The organism is Acinetobacter higginsii (assembly GCF_000369525.1).
In the GTDB taxonomy this organism is placed as follows: domain Bacteria; phylum Pseudomonadota; class Gammaproteobacteria; order Pseudomonadales; family Moraxellaceae; genus Acinetobacter; species Acinetobacter higginsii.
The window spans coordinates 2,054,678-2,069,476 of sequence record NZ_KB850072.1 but is presented as its reverse complement, the minus strand read 5'-3'; the positions used below and the strand labels follow the sequence as shown (position 1 = coordinate 2,069,476).

Here is a 14,799-nt window from a genome sequence, read left to right as displayed (position 1 = left end):
CTAAAGGCAGGGGATTTAGGATCGATTGGAGTACATTTATTAAATGTATAATCAATCGCAAACTTAACCAGATCAGCAATACTAATTTCAAATTTCAAGGAAATTGAACGACTAGCCACTTTAGTATCCCCACCATCTTCACGGCTAAGGTCGCCTGACTGTTCCACAACCGCATAACGGCTTTGGCTTGGTGGGTAATAACCCAATACATCTAAAGGATGTTCACATGCATGGAAGCCAGAACCACAAGCTTTCACAGCGCCATCATGGGTGTAGGTTTTACCGATTTCGTACTGGAAGCCACGGCAAGTAAAATCCTGATTGAAGCCCTTGTATGTTGTGATGGTTTCTACTGGAGTAGCTACAGGAGTTTGCTCAACTACTTTTTTCTTAGATTTGGCCACGATTAATTCCCCCAGAAAATGCTGTGAATAAAGAAAGTGAAGAGATACCAAAGCACTAGACCAGTGCCGAGAAATGCACCTAGTTTCAAAGTGTCGATGAGATTAGCTACAAAGTGCTCCCACAACGGAATTTGCGTATCCTTTGCAGTAGGCTGGGTGCAACATGGGCGAGTCGTTTGACTCTGAATAGATTTCTGTTTCATAATTGCCTCGTTGTATAGAAGCACATCGGAAGTTAAGAGAGTCGGTGTGCTTTTTTTATGTTTACGAGGTAATATTAGGCATACCTAATAAATTAATCAATAGGTATTCCTAATATTTTTTTGTTATCCAATAAAAAACTCCCACATGGGAGTTTAAAAATTAGGTGAACACTATTAAGCTCTATATGTATTTCTCTTCTATTAGAAATCCATTATCACCACCTAAGAACAGGGGTTTTAGTTTTGAGACTAATGTAAAAGCCCAAATGTTGTGTCTTTCATTATAAACTGGAAGAACGGCAACAAAATCCCCCCTTTTTAGGTTTGCATCAGTGTTCAAGCAGATGGCTGTAATTTTTTCATGCCCTTTGTCTGAGATTAAATGCACATCAACTGATAGGTGAGGCTCTTCTTCTAGGCCCATTCTAGCAGTAGCATCATCCAGAACCACAAATTCAACAAAACCATATAAAGCAACATAACTTTGTTTTTTGCAGTCAAAATACAACCTAATAAATTGCATTAATTCCACAGCATTTTTAAAATTTAGAGGCTTGCCATTTTTTGCTGCTTTTAGAAGAAGAAATTTTCTTATGATGATCACACTAACCGTGATCACCACTAAAATAAAAATAATTAAAATCAAATACAAAGCTATTTTCATGATGGTATCCGAACTAATATTTATAATCTCTCATGTGGCGGACCATTACACCAATAATAGTAATCATATGGTCTTTAGATGAAATAACTGGAAAGTCAGGATTTAAAGGAACTAACTCAAATTCCTCTCTACCATGTTCATCATATCCAGTGACTCTATATTTTTTAAATGTGGCTTCGTTATTACCATTTTGAGCAACAACAAAGCTGCCCGGCTTAGGCGATAAAGCGCCATCAACAATAATTTTATCACCAGGCAAAAAGTCTGGTGACATGCTCAACCCCTCAAGAATTAAGCCGAAGATTAATAACGGATCAGACCCAATATAGTCTGTATATGAATAACTCAGGGGGATTAAACCGTCATAATTAATATTGTTAAACAACCCTGCTTGTACATGATCAAATATAGGTATCTTCCTTAATTCCAAGTGCATGAATTCTGCATTTTTGAATTCAGTTTCTTTTTCTAAATCAGTAGGAGAGCCTGCGCCTGTTCCTAACCAAGTAGAATTCACCTTCAGGAACTTAGCTGCCCTAATTAGGTTTGGCCCTTCCATTGTTTTAGATTTTCCAGATAGCCAGTCGCTTACCGATGGGGGTTTAACTCCAACGGCACGGGCAAGTTCTACGCCTTTCACCTTTTTAGGTGGGATTATCTCCATTGCGTATTTAAGTCTTTCTGCAAGTGTTTTCATTAGGAAATCCTAACATAAATAAAATTAGGTATTCCTATTGATTAAAAATAAGGAATGCCTAATAATTGGGTAGGTTATAAGGAGGACTTTAAAAAATGACTGATGATCAGCTTATTAATTCGCTGGGCGGAACTGGTGCAGTTGCCAAGCTTCTCGGAATTGAACCTCCTTCCGTGAGTGGCTGGAAGGCAATACCAATTTACAGAAAGATTCGTTTAGCCGTGATTGCTGAAGACAGGGGGATATGCACAAGAAAAGACCTTTTTCCAGATTCATATCGGGAAATTTGGCCTGAATTGCGTGTGTGATGGTGGCACATATGTCTGAAAAACTAATCGCAAGCATTACGCATAAATGTCCAGATGAAGAAAAGCGGAAGCTTGAAGCCATAGCGCTATCACGCAATTTAAGTCTTTCTGAATTGGTTCGTTCTTGCTGCATGAGAGAAATTCGAGAAGTTGAAGAGATGATTAATTCTCTCCAAAACGCATTCGCTCTTACCACAGATACAAGAGATTCATTTGAGCTGGCATCACCCCAGCCATTTATTGACATAACCCCAAGAAAAACAACAGGCACAAAAAAAGTCCAACTGCTCGAACAGATGGACTTTCTCGCCGTTCACACAGATATGTAAACGAGATTTGAGATGCAGAATTTAACACGTATTGCGGAGGCTGTGAAGAAATGAATGCAGCGAAAGTAATCCAGTTTCCAAAACAAACTGATCCGCAGCCCACGCAAGAGGCTGGAAAGAGCATGTATAGCGAGAAGTTTGATAATGGCTATGTAATGTCTAGCCGATTGTACAGAAAGGAGGTGTGGCCGTTCCTAAGCGATGCTGCACGTAACGTTTACGCTGAATTAGAAATGCGAATTAACGGTCATAACAAAGAATCTGATTTTGTTAGCTACACGCAACTACAAGGAGGTGAGTTGAAAGGTTCGCGCCAGATGGGGCGAAAAACTGTATCTGCTGGACTAAAAGAGCTTCTGAATTTGGGTGTTATTACCACGATTTCCAGCGGAAAACAGGGCATGAAATCTTATCGTTTGAATGAGATTTCCTTGATAGATCGGTTCACTAATGGAACTAGTTCACTAGGGGAACTAGTTCACAAAGGAAACCAAGATCGGTTCACTAAGGGAACCGAAACTAGTGTCGTAAGTGAACTCACAATAGATAATAAGAATTTTATAGATATTAAAAAAAATAAATCTGCTGTGGATAACCCAGAATCGGAAATGTTTAGCAACTCGGTTCAGTACCAGCAAAACGACAACACACGTTACTCACTTCGAGAACTGGCAAACGTGTACATGATCAAATCGGATTTCTCGGAACAGGCTAAAACCCAAAAACCTGAACTCACCGATGAATCGATTATCGAAGAATTAAAAAACTTCGCCCAATGGTCAACAGGTCGGGAACCAACAACGGCGCAAGGCTGGATGAATTACTGGATTTACAGAATTCAAAATCTTTCCAACAAGCCGAAGGCTAAAAGCCAAAACCGTAGAACCAGAACACCTTCAAAAAATTTTAGTGATTCTCAAATCGACATGTTCAGCAAAAAACTTTGCTCGTTGAGTGACTTTGCTTGTACCTACGCCAACACAGGCGAATCACAGAAAAGCTTCGAATCCCGTATCGCTACAAAACTTCGTGATCCAGAAAGCCTAAAACATTGGGCTTCATACCTTCGTGATGTTGGATTCGTTGGCAACTTGGAGGGCTTGGCATGAGACCAGAAGGAAGCACACACATCGAAAATGACGGTACGTTTTGGATGAAACACAACGGCACATGGTTTCACTACAACAAGCCTTTTAAAAAATGGTTTCCATACGTTGGCAAAGCAGATCAAAACTTTTTGAAAAAACTACATGAGTTAGGAGCATAAAAATATGAGATGGACAGAACAACAGCTCAAGCACCATCAAAACAATCGCGAGAACCGAGATAAAACAGCCGTGACGAAACGAAAAGAGAAAAACCATACCGATGTAGCTGAAATATTAAATACAGCGCATACAGACGAAATAAGAGCGTTTTATGAAAGTGATTTAAAACAGCTTTTGAATTGTGAAATCGGAATGATACCGCCGTCAGTAAATCACTACTGGGAAAGATCAGGGCGAGCTTGTCGCTTATCGAACAAAGCGCGTGATTTTCATGATCTTGTTCGTGTAGTCGTTCCAGCACTTCAAACAAGAGCAAGACTAAAACTTGAAGTTACTTTCCATTTTCAAAACAAACAACGCCGTGACATAGACAACTATCTGAAGGCAACTATCGACAGTCTAGTGAAATGTGATTTTTGTGTGGATGACGAGCAGTTCGATGTACTCGTTGTAAAACGCGGAGAAATCATCAAAGGCGGATTATTAAAACTAACCGTGAGTGAGGTATGAGAGGGTGAATATGCATATTGATTATCTAGTCTGGTCTAACTCTTCGCGCGCGCGCACGTGTTTTGTTGAAGCCAGAACGCAAGCTAAGGATTTTCTTAAAGAAAAAATGAATTACAAAAAGCCAGACTTCCCAAGAATGATCTTAGATTTACGCAACTTGAAGTGGTCGCATTTACGTATAGCGCACGTTCTGGACCTCAAGTGTGCTTCAACGGTTTCAGCGTGGGCAACTGGCACACGCCCATTCTTTGAAAACGGTGAACATTTGATTTCTCTTTGGCGCGATCAAACTGGTTTAGAACGTGTTCCGCGCATCGGTGAGCATCTCACTTACCGTTATGACGTTAAAGCCATCCATGAGCGCAACACGGCGGAAAAAACACTCGCAGAACGTGATTTTAGCACTTCGATTTTCGATTCAATTCTGGATGATGTGACAGAGCAACTTGAAGCTGAAATGTCTTATGAAGATATTTTGAGATTAAACGCTGAATATGGCGCAGGCATCTTAACGGCACAAACAGAAAAGGCGCACGGCTTATACCTTGGCTTGGCTGAGAAAGGCCGCAACAGACGTACAAGCGTGACCAAGCATGACGGAGAAGGGCGATGAATATTGTGAAATGTGTTGTCCCAGTGTCAGGTGGGAAAGATTCACAGACCTGTCTTGCTTTAGCGATTGAGCACTTTGGTAAAGAGAATGTGATTGGCTTGTTCTGCGACACACAGTTCGAGCATCCAATGACTTATGAGCATATAGAAAACATGCGTGATCTGTATGAGGTTGAAATCATCACTCGTAACGATGGCAATGTTCTTGATCAATGCATGAAATGGGGACGATTCCCAAGTGACAACGTTAATTTCTGTACGAACTATCTCAAGATCAATGTGGGTAAAGAGTTTTACAAGCAATTGGCTGAGCAGCAAGGTTGCGGCTTTGAGGTTTGGTACGGGTTGCGCTCAGCAGAAAGCCAGCATCGTGAGAAGCGTTATGGCAGCAAGATAGATGGTGAGCTGTATGCACCACATGAAATCATGCCAAGCAAATACCCAAAGTATTTAGAAAAACTTGGTGTGATGATGCGATTGCCAATTATCAACTGGTCAGAAAAAGACGTTTTCGAATTCCTTGGCAACAAAGTTAATCCGCTTTATTCGCATGGCTTTGATCGTGTTGGTTGCTTCCCTTGCTTAGCTGGTGGAGATAAATCAAAAGAAAAGGCATTTCAATTCGATTCATTTGGACAATCACAACTCAAGAAAGTTCGTGAAGTTGAAAAGAAAATAGGTAAATCAGTTTTCACAAGCAAAGGCGCTTCTCAAAGAAATAACGAAGCCCAACTTTGCATGTTTTGTCAGATTTGAGGAGCAAAGCCAATGAACGCGATCAAATTCATTCAGCAGCACGGTGTTGAGCAAGCAAGGGAAGTTGTTGATGGTGCGCCTGAAGGTGCAGAAATTTACGTTGGTATCACTAAAACATACTTCAGTAGCCCAAGCCGCCTCTATGACTTTGACTTATCTGAATGGGAGAGCATGGATAGAGGCATGGATTTGGATTTGTATGAAGATCAAATCTGGTTGGAAGACCTCAAGCGCCTCGTTGAGAGCGTCGATAAGGTCAACTCATTTGGTGGTTTAGAAGATGCGAAGGCCGTAGTGAAGATGGGCAAGCACTACAAGTATCTGGAAAAAGCCATCGCAGACTACGAATCCATTTATGGAGGTGAGCATGTTTAAGGTCGGGGATAAGGTTGTTTTAATTGAAGGTGAAGATAGTCGAATCTTTGTTGTTGATTTTGCAGGATGGGATACAAATCTTTCTGTTACTGGCCTAGGTAAATACAAAGATATACGAGGATATGTCTGGGATAAGAAGTTATTCAGATTGGCTACCAACGAAGAAATCGCGGCAGGCCACCGTATTGATAACGATCTCGGTGACGACAGTCACATAGAAAACCACATTAGCCACAATTGTAAGGTGATCAACAATGATTAATTTTGAAAATGTGCCAGTAGTTGCTGAGAGAATTAAACGTTCAAACTTGGAATTACAAGAGAATGGTTTTTATTGGACGCATGCAACGGATTTTCAATCTCTCTCAGATCAAGACTATGTGAACTCCTGTTACTACGGCTGGCAACACCGCCAGACCGAGGTGGAGGAGCTGCAAAAGCAGGTGGAATTTCTCGAAATGAATCTTCGCTTTGTTAAAGAACATTTCGAAATGAATGATCTAGATAAGGCGATGCCACGTGTGTACGAGAAGTTAGAGCAAGCGCTCAAGGGTGGTGGGGAATGAATATCAAAGAATGGTGTATAGTTTTAATTCTTCCAGTGTTTTGTTTATTTGGTATGGCGCAGTGCACATATGATAATTATGTGAAATACAAAGTTGCACAGGCAGCGGATAAGGTTGTGAAGGAGAGACAATGAATATTATTGCGATTGCAACCGAGGTTGTAGGTGGACCACGCGATGGTGATTTAGTCGTGTGTAAATCTAATCGATTTGATGCTGATCGTCATAGAAGTCAATATGCGCGTGATCATATATTGCTTATTCCTAGAATGAGATTTATCACCTACCACAAGCAGACCGCATATACCGACTTGAATAATAAGCGATATTTTCGTGATTATTTTGTATGCGCACACACTAAGTCAGATGATGTTTTTTCATCATTCAGAAAGTCACTTGTTCCAATATATTTGAGTAAAACAAAATGAATGTTGATGAAATTATAAAGCATGCTCCAATCGAATCAACAGGATACATATTTCTAGGAGGAGTGCTTTTTTACATTTTAGATAAAGGTGAGGAAAGGTTTGTACAATCTAAGGTTTACCCATATTGGCAGAAAGTTAATAAATATGATTTAGACATTCAACCCATCAAGCAATCACACAACCAAACATAATAACTAGAATCACAAACTAGCCCTTACAAACCAGTGAGGGCTTTTTTAATGTCTAATACACGTCGTCAAGTACAAACACCCGGTAAAACAGCCGAACAAGTTCAACCTGAAGCATCAATATCAGAAGTTGTTGTGGATGTTGATGCATCACCTGAATCACAACAAAGCGAAGTTGTAGAGCAGCCATTAGCAGCCGAACAAGTTCAGCAAGTCGAAGAGCCGCCGTTAGATGGCGAGCCCATTGACCTAGCCTTAATCATTCCGGCAATTCTTGAATCACTTCACCGCATTGAAGAATTGATTGCAACTGGTTCACTTAGTACACCAGTTGCAGCAAAACCAAAGAAAGGTCGCTTTAAATTTATCGAGGGCAAAGGCCACGTTTGGGTGGAGGGATAAACCATGTGTGGAGGTGGATTTATTCGAAATACAGCTAAGCTTTTTGGCTTTGATACAGGGCAGAACACAACCAAGCCTTATGACGCTGAAGCAGAGCAAAAAAAAGCTAGTGACGAGAGTGCACAGGCAAGTAATGAAGCTATTGCAGCACGTAACAAACGCAAAGCATCAACTGTTCTTTCCAGCCAAGAAAACACACCAACTCAAACTAAAACAACTTTAGGGGGTTAATGTGGATAAAGCGGCGCAATTAGTTAAGCGGCTTGGTCAACTTAAATCTTGTCGAGCTGTGCACGAACCCCATTGGCGTGAGTGCTATAAATTTGGTGCACCTGAGCGCCAGCAATCATTTAGCGGCGAGACAGTGGATAGTACACGCAGAACTGAGCGAGCCGCTTTGTTAGACTCAACTGCAAGCTGGTCTATTCAGCAGCTTGTAGCCTCTTTAATTTCTGGAACTACGCCTGCAAACTCTTTATGGTTTCGCGCCGTGCCGGATGGTATTGATGATTTATCTGAAATTACTGAAGGTGAAAAGTGGTTAGACCAAGCTTGTAAATTTATCTGGCGTAATATTCACGGTTCAAACTTCGACAATGAGGCGCATGATAGTGTGCTAGACGGCGTTGTTGCTGGTTGGGCTGTGCTATACACCGATATAGACAGAAAAGAGGGTGGTGGTTTTACGTTTCAATCATGGCCTATTGGAGAATGTTATATCGCTTCGACTCGACAAGATCAAATTGTAGATACAATTTATCGTGAATATGAGTTAAGCGCTGCGGCTATCGTTGCTGAATATGGCGAGAATAATGTTAGTGCTGAAGTTCTAAGAGCTTCTCAAGATGAACCAGATCGAAAGTTTACAATCCTTTGGGTTATTCAGCCGCGTGAAGGTTATAAAGAGCCTAAAGACAATCGACCACTACACCCAAAGCAAATGCCTTTTGAGTCTGTGCATATTGAAACCCAGTCTAAAAAGATTGTGCGCAATTCAGGTTATAACGAGTTCCCTTGTGCATGTCCACGCTATAGAAAAATTCCAAATTCTGTATATGGCAATGGTCAAATGTCTATTGCTTTACCTGATGCCAAGCAGCTCAATAAATTACAAGAATTGGTAATCCAGTCTGGTGAGCTTGCAATTGGTGGTATGTGGGCGGCTAAAGATAGCGGTGTAATGAATGTGCGAACCCTTCGACTAGGGCCGCGCAAGATCATTGCGGTTGATAATGTTGAGGATATTAAGCGGCTGGATGACGGAACAAACTTCCAAGTAGCTGAATATATGATTACTTATCTGCAAACCAATATCCGTAAAGCATTAATGGCTGATCAGTTACAGCCAGCCGATGGTCCAGCAATGACCGCTACAGAGGTGCATGTCCGTGTTGATTTAATCCGTCAGCAATTAGGGCCACTGTATGGTCGTTGGCAAGCTGAATTTTTAATTCCATTGCTTGAGCGTTGTTTCGGCCTTGCTTATCGTGAAGGTGTATTAGGTGAGCCACCAGAAGAGCTACAGGGTAGCAATCTTTCATTTAAGTTTGTTTCGCCGTTGGCGCGTTCACAGCAATTGGAGGATGTAAGCGCAATTGAGCGTTTTATGACAGCATTACAAACATACGCGCAAACATATCCAGAAATGCTAGACAACATTGATCCTGATGCAATTGCACAGGTAACAGCCTCTAGCTTGGGCGTACCAGCTGAAGTATTGCGCACCAAGAAGCAAATTGAGGCTGTTCGCAATGCAAAAGCTCAAGCACAGCAACAGCAAATGGATCAGGCGCAAGAGGCTAGTTTTACAGACAATTTAGGTAAAGAGGTTGCCAAGGGAGTAGGTCAATCCATGATAGAGGAGCAAAGACCATCGTGATTTATTTAACTCCAATTTTGATTGCTTTGATTATTGCAATGGCCTGCGGCTGGTGGCGTACATATACAAAACTTGGTCAGCAGCATGATTTAAATGAAATCTTGAAGTCTGAAAACTGGTCATTACGTCAATCGCAATCAAATAGTCCAGATAATGAAGCGGAAATGGGAGTATTTCGCATTTCTAAGCGCCTTAAAAGCAAACCCACACCACTGGACTATCATGCACTGTTTGAAGCCTCACACATTGGGCGAAGTGTTTTGAATGATCTTGTTGAACGCTTTGGCGGTGGAACGTATGTTAAAGGAGGCACAGAAGCAGACCGAGAACAGTGCTTTAGAGCTGGTCGTAAGTCGGTGCCTGATTTTATATGCATGCAGCTTTCCAGAGCCTTAGAACCAGAAACACACGACGAACCATAATAAGCAGCGCACGAAACTAGCCTCCAAACCTTAGGAGGCTTTTTTATGTCAATCGAACAAGATACCCCGACACCACCAGCATCAGATACACCGCCTGCCACTCCACCAGCTGACACCACAACCTTGGGCGGCGGTAGTGATGTGCCACCAACAACACCGCCAGCAGATCAACCACCACCAACCACACCAACACCGTTTAATGTTGATGATTACAAAATGGAGCGTGAAGGCTTTGATTTTGAAAACTTCAAAGCTGAAAGTGGTGATTTTTTAAAAGCAGCGCATGAGCTGGGCATTAATCCGAAACAAATGGAGTTTTTGATTGGCACCCAAATGGACAAGATCACCGGTCAGGTAGAAAAGCTATTTGAGACCCACTCAGCAGAAACCACAGGGAATCTACAAAAAGAGTGGGGTGATAAGTTTGCCGAAAATGTTGGTCATGCAAAAAAAGCAGCGTTGGCGGCAGGCATCACACAAGAGCAATTAGATGATCCGCGCATAGGTTCAAACGAGCAGTTTATTAAATTGGCCGCATTCTTTGGCGCTCAACTTCACGAAGATGCGCCGCCATCATCAAACACACAACCAAACAGTGGTGAGTCCATCGAACAATTGATGGCAAGCGAGGCGTACAGCAACTCAGATCATCCAGATCACAAGACTGTCACCTCAAAAGTCAGCAATTTTTACGCGAAAAAATATCAGGAATAAGGGGAATAAAACATGCCTCAAGATATGGCGACAAACGGTGGAATGATCACGGCGGCGTTTAAGCGCGAGTTTCATGATGCGTTCGAAGTTCAATGTCAACAAAAGAAATCTGTTCTACAGGTTGGTGTACATGATCGTGGGCCGATTCAAGGTTCATCATTCACCATTAACGATCTTGGAACAGTTGAGATGCAGCCTTCAGGGGATCGCTTTGGCAATACTGTTTGGTCTGTACCAGAAGCTGGTACTCGATTAGCACTCATGGCGGATTATGATTTATTCGTTCCAATTGAGCCACGAGACGAGCCAAAGCTTGCAGCGAATCCAACCAGCGAATACATGCAAGCATGTTTAGCGGCTGAAATGCGTCAACGTGACCGCACTATTTATAATGCTTTTGGTGCTGCAATTAACCGTAAAACGGCAGATGGTGAAACTTACACTCCAACACCATTACCAGCTGCACAATTAATTGGTGCTTCAGCTGCACCTATGAACAAGGCAAAAATCGTACGTGCGCGTAAACTGTTTCGTGCGAATCATGCGGATTCAGATATTTTATACATGATGTATAACGCTGAAATTTTAGAACAAATTCTAACCGATGATGAGCTTACTAAATGGGATAAGGACACCATTCAAGCAATTCAGGATGGTGATGTTGCAAAGAAATGGGCTGGATTCTTATGGCTTCCATACGAAGACCTTAAATCTGTAACAGCTGGTTCGCCTGCGGTGACAACACAAACCACTTTCGCTTTTGCTCAAAAAGCTGTGCATTTTGCCCGTGTGCCAATCAGTAACTTTGATATTGCTGTACGTCCAGATAAAAAGAACGTCAAGCAAATCGGCGGTATTGCTTCTTATGGTGCAGGTCGTGCCAATGAGAAGAAAGTAGTCGGCATCGACTTCATTGTTTAATACCTAACCAAGCAATACCAAACCTCAACCACGATAGCGAAAAATGGTTGAGGTTTTTTTATGAGTAATACAAAGGTTAATATCTGCAATGCGGCACTTGGAATGATTGGTGCTCGGTCAATACACTCTTTTGATGATGCTACAAAAGAGGCAGAATACTGCCGAAATTTCTATGAGTCACAGCGAAAAGCTTTATTACGTCAATATCCGTGGTCGTGTGCCAAGAAACGCGCACGATTAGCGCCGTTAAGTACACATCCATCATTCGGCTATAAACATGCTTTCCCGTTGCCTAGCGACTTTATACGCTTGTTTGATGCTGGGTGTCAGCGGTTCGAGGTAGAAGGTCGGGAAATTTTGGCTGATGCCGATGTGATTAATCTGATTTACATCTTTGATAACAATAACGAGGACACTTGGGATTCTATGCTTGTTGAGTGCATGGAATTGCAGCTTGCATCTAAACTATGTAAGCCGATCACTGGAAGCGATGCAGCAGGACAAACAGCACTATCACTCTTAACTAGACGCTTGGAAGAAGCAAGACGGATCAGCGCACAAGAAACACAAAGTGAATCAATGCAAATTGAAGATTCTGTTTTATTAGGAGCGCGCTACTAATGAAACAATTCACTTTAAAAAATAACTTCAGTGCTGGCGAGCTTAGCCCTTTGCTTTCAACACGCACAGACATTCAACAGTACAGCAACGGCGCTAAAGAGTTGTTTAATGTTGTGCCATTAATTGAAGGTGGATTTAAAAAAAGACCTGGCACTAAATTTCGAATTATCACGGAAGCAATTCGACTAATCCCATTCATACCAAAATCTAAAAATCCATTTCTAATATTATTGGGTATTGGGAAAATGTGGATTTACAATCCAAGAGTACATCGTGTTGAGGCCGAGTTTGATACGCCATACGACACAACAGATAAGGTAAAAGAAGTGCAAGTGGCACACACACGCTACCGCATGTTCTTTGTGCAAGGTGATACACCAGTTTATCGACTCGTCACTTCAAAGGTTTTTGATAGCTGGCAATTCACTAAATTTGTTTTCAATATCGCGCCGCTAGATGATGAGGGGCGCTATCCAAATGTAGCGCTTACACCTTCTGGTGTAGATGTTGGGGCAACCGTAACGCTCACAGCCGCGTCATATCCGACATGGGATGCAGAGACAACATACGTCACTAATGACCGCGTGATTCATGGTGTAAAGACTTATAAAGCTTTGACTGAGACAAAAGGGAATATCCCAAGTGATGTGGGTTCAACATTTTGGGAAGAGGTAACAGGATCAGCCGCTAATATCTTCACCGTCGAGGATATTGATTCTATTGTCACGATCAATGGGGGACAGGTTCAAATTGAATCAATTGATAGTGCATCTGTGGCCCGTGGCATTGTCATGGTAAAGCTTACAAGTGCAATTCAAGCTATTGCCAAGTCTTGGCATATTTCATCTGGTGCATTTTCTGACGAAAAGGGATATCCGCGCACAGTCACATTTTTTAAGCAGCGTTTAGTATTTGCTAATACGGACACATCACCAAACCTAATATGGTTCTCAGCCATTGCAGATGATGGGAACTTTCTAACAACTTCGGATGATGCGGATGCTGTAAGTATGGCTTCATCTTCAGCGCAATCAGACAACATTTTATTCCTTGTTCAGCGTGGCGGCGTTGCCGTCCTTACTGGCGGCGCAGAGTTCCTTGTTACTTCTACAGGTGCATTCACTCCAAGCACAGCACAAATTGATGAACAGACAGCTTATGGTTGTCACCCAGATGTGCGACCTTGCCGTGTTGGTAATGAGGTTTTGTATGTCCAGCGCGGTGGAAGTCGATTAAGAGCTATGTCATACGACTATACTACGGACGGATTGATTTCTGACGATCTAACGGCGATTGCGCCTCATATTGCCAAAGATCATGGTGGTTTTGCCGAAATAACATACCAGCAAACGCCAGATTCTATTATTTGGTGTGTGTTGAATAGTGGAAAAGTGGCGGCTTTAACCTACAACAAAGCACAGTCAATGGCTGCATGGTCACACCACGATTTTGGGGGGCGAGTAATTTCTGTTTGCTCTATGCCAACAAATTTAGGTGATGATCAGTGTTTCATGCTGGTGGAACGTAACGGTTTTAATATTCTTGAAGAGCATTCAGAGGAGGCATTGAGCGATTGCGAGCTTGATGTTATGTATTCCGGTAATACCGCAACAGTTGAAAATATCGCATTGCTATCATCACCGATTGCAAGTTTCAGTAATGCAGATGGATATTTTTATACAGAAGTCACCGTAAATGGGACCACTGTTAAGCTGGGTACAGAATTAAATCAACTAGTGCATTTAGGAAACCAGTTCGAAAGCAGAGCGGAATTATTTCCACCAAACTTAGCACAAGCGCCAGCCAACGTTCTGCATGACAAGCTTCAGGTGAATAGTGTTTATGTATTTTTATATAAAAGCTTAGGCGGTTTTGTAACTAACTGCGATCAGCCGGCAGAGGCTTTGCAATACAAAAACTTTGATCAATCTGTATTTCAAAACAGACCATTCACAGGGCATGCTGAAATCACGCTAAAGGGCTGGGAAGAGGTTTATAACTTCAAAATTAAGATAACACACGACAAACCACTACCTTTCTATGTGCAAGCTATTTCATCACGGATTTCAATCAATGAGAAATAGATATGCTTGTCAGAGAAGCAACGTTAAATGATCTTGATGCGCTTGTTGATTTTGGCGAGCGCATTGTCAAAGAAGCGCCTAATTTTAATCAATTTGATAGTACATCAACTCGTTCATTTTTAGGCGAGCTAATCATTAGTAATAAGTCTGTATTTCTTGCGACCAATTCACATCAAAGACCAATTGGAACAATGGTTTCAACTATAGGTGTCGAGTGGTTTAGTGCAAAGAAAATAGCTTATGAACTTTGTTTGTATGTACTTCCTGAGTATCGCAATACCAAAGCTGGCGCCGAGTTGATCAATCATTTTAAGAGCTGGGCACAATCAAAAGAAGTAGATGCAATTCATGCTGGTACTACAACAGGAATTAGCTCTATCGAAGTTTCTAAACTCTACGAAAGCCAAGGATTTACACGCACTGGCTTTTGCTTTGCTATGGAGTTCTAA

General features: G+C 41.8%; 24 protein-coding genes. 21 read left to right on the top strand and 3 right to left on the bottom strand.

From position 1 onward, the window contains the following. The 3 genes from F902_RS22720 to F902_RS15920 all read right to left on the bottom strand — a co-directional run. Positions 1-404, bottom strand: a 404-nt coding sequence (locus tag F902_RS22720; protein ID WP_005205008.1) for a DUF7666 domain-containing protein, incomplete at its 3' end; no start/stop codon positions are given. A 384-nt stretch (positions 405-788) separates the two neighbouring features. Continuing rightward, entirely contained in the window at positions 789-1,271 is a 483-nt protein-coding gene (locus tag F902_RS15925) for a hypothetical protein (protein WP_005205004.1), read from the bottom strand. Between the two features lie 13 nt (positions 1,272-1,284). After that, entirely contained in the window at positions 1,285-1,968 is a 684-nt protein-coding gene (locus F902_RS15920; protein WP_005205002.1) for a LexA family protein, read from the bottom strand. A 95-nt stretch (positions 1,969-2,063) separates the two neighbouring features. Between F902_RS15920 and F902_RS15915 the strand changes: the two genes are divergently transcribed. The 21 genes from F902_RS15915 to F902_RS15820 all read left to right on the top strand — a co-directional run bounded on the left by F902_RS15915 (position 2,064) and on the right by F902_RS15820 (position 14,799). Next, positions 2,064-2,276 carry a Cro/CI family transcriptional regulator gene (locus tag F902_RS15915; protein WP_005205001.1) on the top strand — a complete coding sequence of 71 codons (213 nt, stop codon included), beginning with the start codon at positions 2,064-2,066 and terminating at the stop codon, positions 2,274-2,276. A gap of 11 nt (positions 2,277-2,287) precedes the next feature. After that, positions 2,288-2,605, top strand: coding sequence for a hypothetical protein (locus tag F902_RS15910; RefSeq protein WP_026057566.1), 318 nt, complete (start codon positions 2,288-2,290; stop codon positions 2,603-2,605). Between the two features lie 50 nt (positions 2,606-2,655). Next, complete coding sequence (locus F902_RS15905) at positions 2,656-3,714, top strand: hypothetical protein (RefSeq protein WP_005204996.1); 1,059 nt, start codon at positions 2,656-2,658, stop codon at positions 3,712-3,714. Continuing rightward, the gene (locus F902_RS22715) at positions 3,711-3,872 is read left to right on the top strand and encodes a hypothetical protein (RefSeq protein ID WP_005204994.1); all 162 of its coding nucleotides are present in this window, start codon (positions 3,711-3,713) and stop codon (positions 3,870-3,872) included. The genes F902_RS15905 and F902_RS22715 overlap by 4 nt, the downstream gene beginning before the upstream one ends. 4 nt (positions 3,873-3,876) lie before the next feature. Next, positions 3,877-4,383 carry a RusA family crossover junction endodeoxyribonuclease gene (locus tag F902_RS15900; RefSeq protein WP_005204992.1) on the top strand — a complete coding sequence of 169 codons (507 nt, stop codon included), beginning with the start codon at positions 3,877-3,879 and terminating at the stop codon, positions 4,381-4,383. A gap of 106 nt (positions 4,384-4,489) precedes the next feature. Further along, positions 4,490-4,996 carry a hypothetical protein gene (locus tag F902_RS15895; protein ID WP_228129742.1) on the top strand — a complete coding sequence of 169 codons (507 nt, stop codon included), beginning with the start codon at positions 4,490-4,492 and terminating at the stop codon, positions 4,994-4,996. After that, a complete protein-coding gene (locus F902_RS15890; protein WP_005204988.1) occupies positions 4,993-5,751 on the top strand; it encodes a phosphoadenosine phosphosulfate reductase domain-containing protein in 759 nt (252 codons plus the stop codon). The genes F902_RS15895 and F902_RS15890 overlap by 4 nt, the downstream gene beginning before the upstream one ends. A gap of 12 nt (positions 5,752-5,763) precedes the next feature. Then, positions 5,764-6,126: a hypothetical protein gene (locus F902_RS15885; protein WP_005204985.1), complete on the top strand. Its 363-nt coding sequence runs from the start codon at positions 5,764-5,766 to the stop codon at positions 6,124-6,126. After that, positions 6,119-6,388: a hypothetical protein gene (locus F902_RS15880; RefSeq protein ID WP_005204983.1), complete on the top strand. Its 270-nt coding sequence runs from the start codon at positions 6,119-6,121 to the stop codon at positions 6,386-6,388. Before F902_RS15885 ends, F902_RS15880 begins: the two co-directional genes overlap by 8 nt. Then, complete coding sequence (locus F902_RS15875; protein ID WP_005204981.1) at positions 6,381-6,692, top strand: hypothetical protein; 312 nt, start codon at positions 6,381-6,383, stop codon at positions 6,690-6,692. Before F902_RS15880 ends, F902_RS15875 begins: the two co-directional genes overlap by 8 nt. Positions 6,693-6,822: 130 nt before the next feature. Continuing rightward, entirely contained in the window at positions 6,823-7,119 is a 297-nt protein-coding gene (locus F902_RS15870) for a hypothetical protein (protein WP_005204978.1), read from the top strand. Continuing rightward, positions 7,116-7,310 (top strand): hypothetical protein, encoded by a 195-nt coding sequence (locus F902_RS15865; RefSeq protein WP_005204977.1) that lies wholly within the window; start codon positions 7,116-7,118, stop codon positions 7,308-7,310. The genes F902_RS15870 and F902_RS15865 overlap by 4 nt, the downstream gene beginning before the upstream one ends. A 48-nt stretch (positions 7,311-7,358) precedes the next feature. Next, positions 7,359-7,709 (top strand): hypothetical protein, encoded by a 351-nt coding sequence (locus F902_RS15860; RefSeq protein WP_005204974.1) that lies wholly within the window; start codon positions 7,359-7,361, stop codon positions 7,707-7,709. A gap of 3 nt (positions 7,710-7,712) precedes the next feature. Beyond that, positions 7,713-7,940 (top strand): hypothetical protein, encoded by a 228-nt coding sequence (locus F902_RS15855; protein ID WP_005204972.1) that lies wholly within the window; start codon positions 7,713-7,715, stop codon positions 7,938-7,940. Position 7,941: 1 nt separating this feature from the next. Next, complete coding sequence (locus tag F902_RS15850) at positions 7,942-9,588, top strand: portal protein (protein ID WP_005204963.1); 1,647 nt, start codon at positions 7,942-7,944, stop codon at positions 9,586-9,588. After that, positions 9,585-10,010 (top strand): Bbp19 family protein, encoded by a 426-nt coding sequence (locus F902_RS15845; RefSeq protein ID WP_005204962.1) that lies wholly within the window; start codon positions 9,585-9,587, stop codon positions 10,008-10,010. The genes F902_RS15850 and F902_RS15845 overlap by 4 nt, the downstream gene beginning before the upstream one ends. A gap of 45 nt (positions 10,011-10,055) precedes the next feature. Then, positions 10,056-10,724 (top strand): hypothetical protein, encoded by a 669-nt coding sequence (locus tag F902_RS15840; protein WP_005204960.1) that lies wholly within the window; start codon positions 10,056-10,058, stop codon positions 10,722-10,724. 12 nt (positions 10,725-10,736) lie between these two features. Next, positions 10,737-11,645 (top strand): phage capsid protein, encoded by a 909-nt coding sequence (locus F902_RS15835; protein WP_005204958.1) that lies wholly within the window; start codon positions 10,737-10,739, stop codon positions 11,643-11,645. Positions 11,646-11,705: 60 nt separating this feature from the next. Further along, complete coding sequence (locus F902_RS15830) at positions 11,706-12,266, top strand: phage connector family protein (RefSeq protein WP_005204956.1); 561 nt, start codon at positions 11,706-11,708, stop codon at positions 12,264-12,266. Beyond that, positions 12,266-14,350: a phage nozzle protein gene (locus F902_RS15825; protein WP_005204955.1), complete on the top strand. Its 2,085-nt coding sequence runs from the start codon at positions 12,266-12,268 to the stop codon at positions 14,348-14,350. The genes F902_RS15830 and F902_RS15825 overlap by 1 nt, the downstream gene beginning before the upstream one ends. Positions 14,351-14,352: 2 nt before the next feature. Next, positions 14,353-14,799 carry a GNAT family N-acetyltransferase gene (locus tag F902_RS15820; RefSeq protein ID WP_005204953.1) on the top strand — a complete coding sequence of 149 codons (447 nt, stop codon included), beginning with the start codon at positions 14,353-14,355 and terminating at the stop codon, positions 14,797-14,799.

Coding starts and splice junctions, on each gene's coding strand:
- F902_RS15925 (WP_005205004.1), bottom strand. CDS start 1,271: ATGAAAATAGCTTTGTATTTGATTTTAATTATTTTTATTTTAGTGGTG.
- F902_RS15920 (WP_005205002.1), bottom strand. CDS start 1,968: ATGAAAACACTTGCAGAAAGACTTAAATACGCAATGGAGATAATCCCA.
- F902_RS15915 (WP_005205001.1), top strand. CDS start 2,064: ATGACTGATGATCAGCTTATTAATTCGCTGGGCGGAACTGGTGCAGTT.
- F902_RS15910 (WP_026057566.1), top strand. CDS start 2,288: ATGTCTGAAAAACTAATCGCAAGCATTACGCATAAATGTCCAGATGAA.
- F902_RS15905 (WP_005204996.1), top strand. CDS start 2,656: ATGAATGCAGCGAAAGTAATCCAGTTTCCAAAACAAACTGATCCGCAG.
- F902_RS22715 (WP_005204994.1), top strand. CDS start 3,711: ATGAGACCAGAAGGAAGCACACACATCGAAAATGACGGTACGTTTTGG.
- F902_RS15900 (WP_005204992.1), top strand. CDS start 3,877: ATGAGATGGACAGAACAACAGCTCAAGCACCATCAAAACAATCGCGAG.
- F902_RS15895 (WP_228129742.1), top strand. CDS start 4,490: ATGAATTACAAAAAGCCAGACTTCCCAAGAATGATCTTAGATTTACGC.
- F902_RS15890 (WP_005204988.1), top strand. CDS start 4,993: ATGAATATTGTGAAATGTGTTGTCCCAGTGTCAGGTGGGAAAGATTCA.
- F902_RS15885 (WP_005204985.1), top strand. CDS start 5,764: ATGAACGCGATCAAATTCATTCAGCAGCACGGTGTTGAGCAAGCAAGG.
- F902_RS15880 (WP_005204983.1), top strand. CDS start 6,119: ATGTTTAAGGTCGGGGATAAGGTTGTTTTAATTGAAGGTGAAGATAGT.
- F902_RS15875 (WP_005204981.1), top strand. CDS start 6,381: ATGATTAATTTTGAAAATGTGCCAGTAGTTGCTGAGAGAATTAAACGT.
- F902_RS15870 (WP_005204978.1), top strand. CDS start 6,823: ATGAATATTATTGCGATTGCAACCGAGGTTGTAGGTGGACCACGCGAT.
- F902_RS15865 (WP_005204977.1), top strand. CDS start 7,116: ATGAATGTTGATGAAATTATAAAGCATGCTCCAATCGAATCAACAGGA.
- F902_RS15860 (WP_005204974.1), top strand. CDS start 7,359: ATGTCTAATACACGTCGTCAAGTACAAACACCCGGTAAAACAGCCGAA.
- F902_RS15855 (WP_005204972.1), top strand. CDS start 7,713: ATGTGTGGAGGTGGATTTATTCGAAATACAGCTAAGCTTTTTGGCTTT.
- F902_RS15840 (WP_005204960.1), top strand. CDS start 10,056: ATGTCAATCGAACAAGATACCCCGACACCACCAGCATCAGATACACCG.
- F902_RS15835 (WP_005204958.1), top strand. CDS start 10,737: ATGCCTCAAGATATGGCGACAAACGGTGGAATGATCACGGCGGCGTTT.
- F902_RS15830 (WP_005204956.1), top strand. CDS start 11,706: ATGAGTAATACAAAGGTTAATATCTGCAATGCGGCACTTGGAATGATT.
- F902_RS15825 (WP_005204955.1), top strand. CDS start 12,266: ATGAAACAATTCACTTTAAAAAATAACTTCAGTGCTGGCGAGCTTAGC.
- F902_RS15820 (WP_005204953.1), top strand. CDS start 14,353: ATGCTTGTCAGAGAAGCAACGTTAAATGATCTTGATGCGCTTGTTGAT.